General features: G+C 44.9%; 8 protein-coding genes and 1 other RNA gene (1 of these 9 cut by a window edge). All 9 read left to right on the forward strand.

Annotated features, from left to right (window positions below; all coding sequences use genetic code 11):
- Window positions 1-38: 38 nt before the first annotated feature.
- Window positions 39-1,409, forward strand: a complete 1,371-nt coding sequence (gene rho / locus NSQ99_RS04385) for a transcription termination factor Rho (RefSeq protein ID WP_340835318.1) — start codon at window positions 39-41, stop codon at window positions 1,407-1,409.
- Window positions 1,410-1,546: 137 nt separating this feature from the next.
- Complete coding sequence (rpmE, locus tag NSQ99_RS04390) at window positions 1,547-1,744, forward strand: 50S ribosomal protein L31 (RefSeq protein WP_251670594.1); 198 nt, start codon at window positions 1,547-1,549, stop codon at window positions 1,742-1,744.
- Between the two features lie 289 nt (window positions 1,745-2,033).
- Complete coding sequence (locus NSQ99_RS04395; RefSeq protein WP_251671621.1) at window positions 2,034-2,207, forward strand: hypothetical protein; 174 nt, start codon at window positions 2,034-2,036, stop codon at window positions 2,205-2,207.
- Window positions 2,208-2,370: 163 nt separating this feature from the next.
- A complete protein-coding gene (ltrA, locus tag NSQ99_RS04400; protein WP_340835320.1) occupies window positions 2,371-3,633 on the forward strand; it encodes a group II intron reverse transcriptase/maturase in 1,263 nt (420 codons plus the stop codon).
- Between the two features lie 159 nt (window positions 3,634-3,792).
- Window positions 3,793-4,060: signal recognition particle sRNA large type (gene ffs / locus NSQ99_RS04405), an RNA gene on the forward strand.
- Window positions 4,061-4,237: 177 nt separating this feature from the next.
- Window positions 4,238-5,962 (forward strand): DNA polymerase III subunit gamma/tau, encoded by a 1,725-nt coding sequence (gene dnaX, locus NSQ99_RS04410; protein ID WP_251670593.1) that lies wholly within the window; start codon window positions 4,238-4,240, stop codon window positions 5,960-5,962.
- A gap of 17 nt (window positions 5,963-5,979) precedes the next feature.
- Window positions 5,980-6,288, forward strand: a complete 309-nt coding sequence (locus NSQ99_RS04415; RefSeq protein WP_251670586.1) for a YbaB/EbfC family nucleoid-associated protein — start codon at window positions 5,980-5,982, stop codon at window positions 6,286-6,288.
- 59 nt (window positions 6,289-6,347) lie between these two features.
- Window positions 6,348-6,947, forward strand: coding sequence for a recombination mediator RecR (gene recR / locus NSQ99_RS04420; protein WP_251670584.1), 600 nt, complete (start codon window positions 6,348-6,350; stop codon window positions 6,945-6,947).
- A 484-nt stretch (window positions 6,948-7,431) separates the two neighbouring features.
- On the forward strand, window positions 7,432-7,680 hold the 5' portion of the coding sequence (locus tag NSQ99_RS04425) for a hypothetical protein (protein WP_340835323.1). 36 nt of this gene lie beyond the right edge of the window; the window shows 249 of its 285 coding nt (coding positions 1-249); the start codon lies at window positions 7,432-7,434; its stop codon lies beyond the right edge, outside the window.

A 7,680-nucleotide genomic window follows, 5' to 3' on the forward strand; every position in this document is an offset into this window, starting at 1 on the left:
TTAGCAAGGTTTATATTTTATTATAAAGTGGTGAGAGCATGTCAGATCTTCAAATTGCACATTTGGAGAACATGAAATTAACAGAGCTATATAAGCTTGCAAAGCAATATCAAATTCCTTATTACGGTCAATTGAAGAAAAAAGAATTAATCTTTGCGATTCTTAGAGCTCAAGCGGAAAAAAGCGGATTTTTATTTATGGAAGGGATATTGGAGGTACTGCCTGACGGCTATGGCTTCCTGCGTCCAATCAATTATTTGCCAAGTAAAGAAGATATTTATATCTCAGCCTCTCAAATTAAAAAGTTTGATCTGCGCAATGGGGATCTCGTTTCAGGAAAATGTAGATTACCCAAAGAATCAGAGCGTTATTATGGATTGCTTCAAGTTAATGCAGTAAACGGAGAAAGTCCTGAAACTGCGGCAGAACGGTTACACTTCCCTGCACTTACGCCTCTCTACCCTGAGAAAAAGCTGGTGCTAGAAACAAAGCAAAGTAATCTTTCCACGCGCATTATGGATTTGCTTGCCCCTGTAGGCCTCGGCCAACGTGGTCTCATCGTAGCTCCTCCTAAGGCAGGTAAAACTCTACTCTTAAAAGAAATTGCCAACAGCATTTCTACAAACCATCCTGATATCGAGTTGTTCATACTGCTCATTGATGAGCGACCAGAAGAAGTAACGGATATGCAACGTTCTGTTAAAGGTGAAGTTGTAGCTTCTACCTTCGATGAACTTCCAGAAAATCATATCAAGGTTGCTGAGCTTGTGCTTGAGCGTGCTCTTCGTCTTGTCGAGCATAAGAAGGATGTTGTCATCCTCCTCGACAGCATTACAAGGCTTGCACGTGCATTTAACTTGCATGTACCGCCGTCTGGTCGTACATTAAGTGGAGGGATCGATCCTGCTGCGTTCCACCGTCCAAAGCGCTTCTTTGGCTCTGCACGTAATGTGGAAGAGGGTGGCAGCTTGACGATTCTAGCGACGGCCTTAATCGAGACTGGCTCGCGTATGGATGATATTATTTATGAGGAGTTTAAAGGTACGGGTAATATGGAGCTGCATCTCGATCGCAAGCTTGCTGAACGCCGCATCTTTCCTGCAATTGATATCCGTCGTTCTGGAACAAGACGTGAGGAGATGCTGTTAACGCAGGAAGAGCTTGATAAAGTGTGGGCTATTCGTAAAAGTATGAATGATTCCTTCGAATTTGTAGATCAATTCCTCAAAAAAATGAAGAATTCAGAGAATAATGAGCAGTTTCTGATGTCGCTTGACATAGCTTCTGATGGGGCTACAATTGAAAGTCTTAAAAAGACAGATTCAGCGCCAGTAAAAAGAACGACATCAGCTACGGTAAGAAAGCCTGTTGCGAAAACGACGACAAGCAACTCATCTACCAATAAGTAAGCTGTGAAACATCGGTATTTTTTGGAGAATTAGCCGATATCTTTTCCATTGCAATTGAAACATCCATCTGTTAAAATCTTTTTATGTGCATATAACTCTGGTCCGTCTGAGATCCAGGGCAGAAAGAGGTGAACGAGATGAAACAAGGTATTCATCCGACATACCACACCGTTACAGCAACTTGCGCTTGTGGTAACACATTCGAGACTGGTTCTATTAAACAGAACATTAAAGTTGAGGTTTGTTCCGCATGTCATCCATTTTTCACTGGTAAGCAAAAGTTCCTAGACGCTGGTGGCCGTGTAGATCGTTTCAAAAAGAAATACGGTATGTAAATTGTGTGCCTGAACAAGGCGGCATATCGAAGCCTTTAGTGCTATTAAGTGCTAAAGGCTTTTTGTGGTGTGCCCAGCATGGGCGCTATCTCTAGGGTTCAAGTCCCGAATGGTGAAGGCAGTAGTAGCCATAGCTTAAGGCAAGGGTGTCCATCGCGAGATGGAATCTGAAGGAAGCCAGCGGCAAATCTCCGGTCTGAGGGACACGAACTTCATACAAGGCTAGCGTACGTTGGATGAAGTTGCCGCACAAACTGAAGTCCATACTGCCGAAGGCGTACGAGAGTAAATGAAGCAGATAGATGGAGAGGAAGATAGCGTTCTTACCTGGGGAGATCTGTGCGGAATGCGAAGTGAACTTCGTAACCTTGCCCACGAGGGCGAGCTGAACGTACAGAAGTCAGCAGAGGTCATAGTACGCAGGCTGTTGCAACAGCTAGCGGAAGGACCGAACATGGAATAGGAATGAAGAATCTTGGCGTTCGAGGATGGGCGATGAAAGCAGACAATCCGAAAGGACTTATCTGAGGAAAGTAGCGGTGAATACGCGAGGGTACTCGGAAGGGCAGAGCTCATCAGCGGCACAAAGAGAAAGAATCATTCACGCAAGGGAGTTGTATCTAAGGATGATCGAAGAAATACTGTCACGAGAAAATATGCTATCGGCGCTAGCGAGGGTCGAAGCGAATAAAGGAAGCCACGGCGTAGATGGCATGTCGGTAAAAGATTTACGCAGACACCTCGTACAACATTGGCAAACCATTCGTGAAAGCATAAAGAAAGGAGCCTATGAACCGAGTCCAGTCCGTCGGGTCGAAATCCCGAAACCGAACGGTGGAACTCGGCTCTTAGGCATACCTACGGTGACAGATCGCCTCATTCAGCAAGCAATCATCCAAGTATTAACGCCTGTATTTGACCCAACGTTTTCCGAGCAAAGTTATGGATTTCGCCCACAACGGCGAGGGCATGATGCGGTAAGGAAAGCACGAAGCTACATGGAAGAGGGATACCGCATTGTGGTAGACATTGACATGGAGAAATTCTTCGACCGAATCCATCACGACCGCTTAATGGCAAAGCTGGCGGAACGAGTGACAGACAAAATGGTGCTGAAACTTATTCGCGGCTATCTGCAAGCGGGAGTAATGGAAGGTGGTCTCGTTCAATCGACAACGGAAGGAGCCCCGCAAGGAGGTCCACTTAGTCCGTTATTATCGAATATCGTCCTAGACGAGCTGGATAAGGAACTGGAAAAGAGGAACCTCCGTTTCGTGAGATATGCCGACGACTGCAACATCTACGTGAAAACGTGGAAGGCAGGACAACGAGTGATGAGCTCCATTACTGCATTCATCGAAGGAAAACTGAAATTGAAGGTTAACCGAGAGAAAAGTGCGGTTGCCCGTCCATGGAAGCGCAAGTTTCTAGGGTTCACGTTCAGCTGGGAGAAGAAAAATCCGCGAATAAAGATCGCAAAGCCATCACTAGATCGAGTGAAAGCAAAGATTAAAGCGATCACCTCTCGGAGTGAGCCGATCCCGATCGAACTACGAATAAAGGAACTCAATCAATATCTTACAGGCTGGTGCGGTTATTATGCATTAGCCGATACGAAAAGTGTGTTCCAAGCGTTGGACGAATGGATAAGAAGAAGGCTTCGAATGTGTATATGGAAAGAATGGAAGCAGCCGAAGACAAAGGTCAGAAAACTGCTGTCGTTAGGCGTTTCGAAACAAAAGGCACACGAATGGGGAAATTCGAGGAAGAAATACTGGAGAATTGCATGTAGCCCGATTCTTCATCGGTCACTAGACAACCAATATTGGTCATCTCTTGGACTGAGAAGTTTAACGGACAGATATAATCACTTGCGGAATATGACATGAACCGCCGTGTACCGAACGGTATGCACGGTGGTGTGAGAGGACGGGGGCTAGCCGCCCCCTCCTACTCGATTGCTTACAATCCGCATACCTTTAGCCAATTTGTGTTAAACCGTATGATAAGGTTGCACTTTTGTCTAGTTTGTAATATACTGTTCCTTGCCGTGCTAGATGGGGAGGTAGCGGTGCCCTGTAACTCGCAATCCGCTATAGCGAGGTTGAATTCCTATCTTAGGTGTTGTCGATGTGAGGTTTGACGCTTGCAAGTAGTGTTGACGGCGGGGTCCTTCGCAATGGACGCTTATGAACCTGGTCAGGTCCGGAAGGAAGCAGCCATAAGTGAGTTAGTTCATGTGCCGAAGGAGTGCCTTGCTCGAGCTATGTAGCAAGAAAGTCACTCGGATCGCTTCTATCGACGATAGGTGCACGGTTCTATCTATTGATATTAATGATCATCTAAGACCTGGTAATGAATGAGTAAAATCTCGTTCATTACCAGGTTTTTTGTTTTTCATCCAGTTTAAGATGTTGTAAAGCTTTCTATTGTAGTATAATAAGATGGCGCAATAGCACTTGCTATTGAACAAGTTGCAAGGGAGATCATAACGTGTCACATATAGCTCTATATCGTTCTTGGCGTCCGCAGATGTTCAAGGATATGGTCGGACAACAGCATATTATACAGACGCTACAAAATGCGATACGTGAACAGCGTGTATCTCATGCGTATTTGTTTAACGGCCCGCGAGGAACAGGGAAAACAACGACGGCTAAAGTGTTAGCCAAGGCGGTTAACTGTGTTCATGGTCCCGCTGTTGAGCCGTGTAATGTATGTGATACTTGCATTGGCATTACAGAAGGACATATTATGGATGTAGTAGAAATTGACGCTGCATCGAATCGCGGGATTGATGAAATTCGCGATATTCGTGAAAAAGTACGCTATGCTCCGACGGAAGTGCGATACAAAGTGTATATTATCGACGAGGTTCATATGCTAACAGCAGAGGCGTTCAACGCGCTGCTAAAAACATTGGAAGAGCCTCCAGCGCATGTTATCTTTATATTGGCAACCACGGAGCCTCATAAGCTGCCAGCAACGATTATTTCACGCTGTCAACGTTTTGACTTTAGGCAGGTATCTACTGCAGAACAGGTCACAAGACTTGATGAGATTTGCAGAGAGGAAGGCATCCAAGCGACTGAAGAAGCGTTAGCCTATATCGCTCGGCTATCTGAAGGCGGTATGCGTGATGCGATTGGATTGCTTGAACAAACAGCTGCATTTTCCGATCGACAGATTACACTTGAGGCAGCAGTTGACGTTACAGGCGGTATCGCTGCAGAGCAATTTTATAAGCTTGCTGAAGCCATACAACAGAAAAACGCTGCTTTAATGCTTTCTCTCGTTGAACAGCTCATGCAAGCAGGGAAAAGTCCCGACAAATGCATGGAAAATCTCATTTACTATTTCCGCGATCTGCTTGTCTTAAAGCTTGCGCCTAACGGACGAGCGGCAACAGAGCGCATCGTTGAAGTTGAGCAGTTTGAAGCTATGGCTTCCGCTTATACAGCTGAGGAGCTGTTCCGTATGATTGAAATACTCAATCATTACCAGCAGGAGCTAAAAACTGCAGCTCAGCCTCAAACCTTGCTTGAAGTGGCTCTGCTGAAGCTTTGTTCAACTCAAGCTTCTAGCACGCAGCAAGCATCGACAGCAAGCTCGCAGGAGATTGCTTCACTGCGACAACAGATTCAAAGCTTAGAGTCACAATTAACGAAGCTAATGAAGCAGGGCGTTTCGGCATCAGCTCCATCAGCGCAAAGTAATGAGCGTCAACCAGCCCGCAGAAACTTTGCGGCTAGCGGCGCAAATCGCCCAAAGGTCAAGCTTGATCCGTTTCTCGCTTCTTTGAATAGTCAAGAAACGCAAGCTGCACGTATGAAGTGGGGCGATATTATGATGCTCGTAAAGGAACGAAAGGTTACCGTCCAGGCTTGGTTGAAGGATAGTGAGCTGGTAGCCGCAGTTGATGGTCAGATGCTCTTAACCTTTAGAAACGATATGCATCGTGAAATGACAGAGCGACCATCGCATCGTGAAATTATCGAGCAAGTTTCAGCTGAAGTAATGAATCAGCCGTATACTATCGTAACTGTTATGCTCAAGGACTGGCAGGCTGCACTCGATGGAAATGAAGAAAAAGTCGTCGAGTCACTGGAGCTAGAGCCTGAGAATATATCTACACAACAAGGCGGTAGCAAGCAGCCAGAATGGGTCGAAGAAGCAGTAAAGCTATTCGGTGAAGAGCTTGTCGTCGTAAAAGAATAAAGGATGAGGTGTATAGTATGAATAATATGAATCAAATGATGAAGCAAGTGAAAAAAATGCAGGCACAAATGCTAAAAGCTCAGGAAGAGCTAGAACACAAAACATTTGAAGGTACTGCAGGTGGCGTAGTTACTGTTACTGTTAATGGTCATAAAAAGGTACTGAGCGTAGACATTAAGCCAGAGGCAGTAGATCCAGATGATATCGAGATGCTTCAAGATCTTGTACTAACAGCTATTAATGACGCACTTACTAAGGCTGAAGAGGTTGCTAACTCAGATATGGGTAAATTCACTGGTGGTATGAAAATTCCAGGCTTATTCTAATAATGATACATGGAAAGATAGGATAGCTCTAGCTATTCGAAAGGAGCTGTACCTACAACGTGCATTACCCAGAACCTATTGCTAAACTTATTGATTCCTTTACTCGTTTACCTGGGATTGGACCGAAAACGGCTGCACGACTTGCCTTCCATGTGCTACGAATGAAGGAAGATGACGTCATTGACTTTGCTAAAGCGCTAGTCAGTGTAAAGCGTAATCTTTTTTATTGCTCGATATGCTGTAACATTACGGATACAGATCCGTGCAGAGTATGTCAGGACAAGAGTAGAAATGCAGAAGTGATATGTGTTGTTCAAGAATCAAAGGATTTGATTGCCATGGAGCGAACAAAGGAATTTGATGGATACTATCATGTGTTACAGGGCGCAATATCTCCTATGGAAGGGATAGGTCCTGACCAAATTCGGATTGCTGAGTTATTAAAGCGGCTTGGAGACGATACGGTGCAGGAGCTTATCCTCGCTACCAATCCAAATATCGAGGGTGAAGCAACAGCGATGTATATTTCGAGGCTTGTGAAACCTTTCGGTATAAAGGTGACACGCATCGCACACGGTCTTCCTGTAGGAGGCGATTTGGAGTATGCAGATGAAGTAACGCTATCCAAGGCTCTGGAAGGAAGACGTGAGCTGTTATAAGGTGGTTCAAAAAGCTTGACTTTGATGACGATGCCGTACATTGTGGTGAGCTCGACATCGAATATGTGACGCTACCGAAACCTGTGGTGCTCACGTACCAAACGCGTACGCTGCGCTCCTTAGTTTCTAGTATCGTCCCATCTTCTTGGTCCTGAAAGCCAAGCTTTTTGAACTTGGAAGATGTAGTTTAATAAGCATGAACTTGATGACGATGTGGATTCGTGGAAGTTTATTCGACGTCAAATCTTGAACGCTAGCGAAAATTCCAGTGCTCATGTACCAAAAGCGTACGCTGCGCTCTTCATTTTCTACTAGCGTCCAAGCTTCTCGGTCCTGAAGTCCGAACTTATAAATTTTTATCGAAATATTACTACAATAATAATTAAGGGTCTGCTGAGAATATATCTTAGCGGACCCTTTTCAATTGTAAGTTCTAATTCTTTTGCTTGCTCATACATATGTAGTAAGTAAGGAGGCGGAACAAATGCTTAAACGATATATGATGCAACGTGAAGCGGGACAAGTAGAGGAGTCACGTTCAATTACGCGTGAGAAGCAGCGAGAAATGGACAAGCTACGAGCTGAAATTAAGCAAGCATTAGAAGATAAACGGGCTACAGAAATTATGTTTCAGTTTGCTGTTGGAGATGACGAAGTCGAATGGGCGATTTTAAGGCAAATGGCCGCTGAGCAGAGGTATCGGATGTTATTGAATAAAGCTAGAGCGATGGAT

The organism is Paenibacillus sp. FSL W7-1287 (assembly GCF_038004245.1).
Taxonomy (GTDB): domain Bacteria; phylum Bacillota; class Bacilli; order Paenibacillales; family Paenibacillaceae; genus Pristimantibacillus; species Pristimantibacillus camelliae.

Excerpts from the sequence above, each read along its gene's own strand:
- NSQ99_RS04395 (WP_251671621.1), top strand. The coding sequence starts at position 2,034 with ATGAAGCAGATAGATGGAGAGGAAGATAGCGTTCTTACCTGGGGAGAT.
- rpmE (WP_251670594.1), top strand. The coding sequence starts at position 1,547 with ATGAAACAAGGTATTCATCCGACATACCACACCGTTACAGCAACTTGC.
- rho (WP_340835318.1), top strand. The coding sequence starts at position 39 with ATGTCAGATCTTCAAATTGCACATTTGGAGAACATGAAATTAACAGAG.
- ltrA (WP_340835320.1), top strand. The coding sequence starts at position 2,371 with ATGATCGAAGAAATACTGTCACGAGAAAATATGCTATCGGCGCTAGCG.
- NSQ99_RS04415 (WP_251670586.1), top strand. The coding sequence starts at position 5,980 with ATGAATAATATGAATCAAATGATGAAGCAAGTGAAAAAAATGCAGGCA.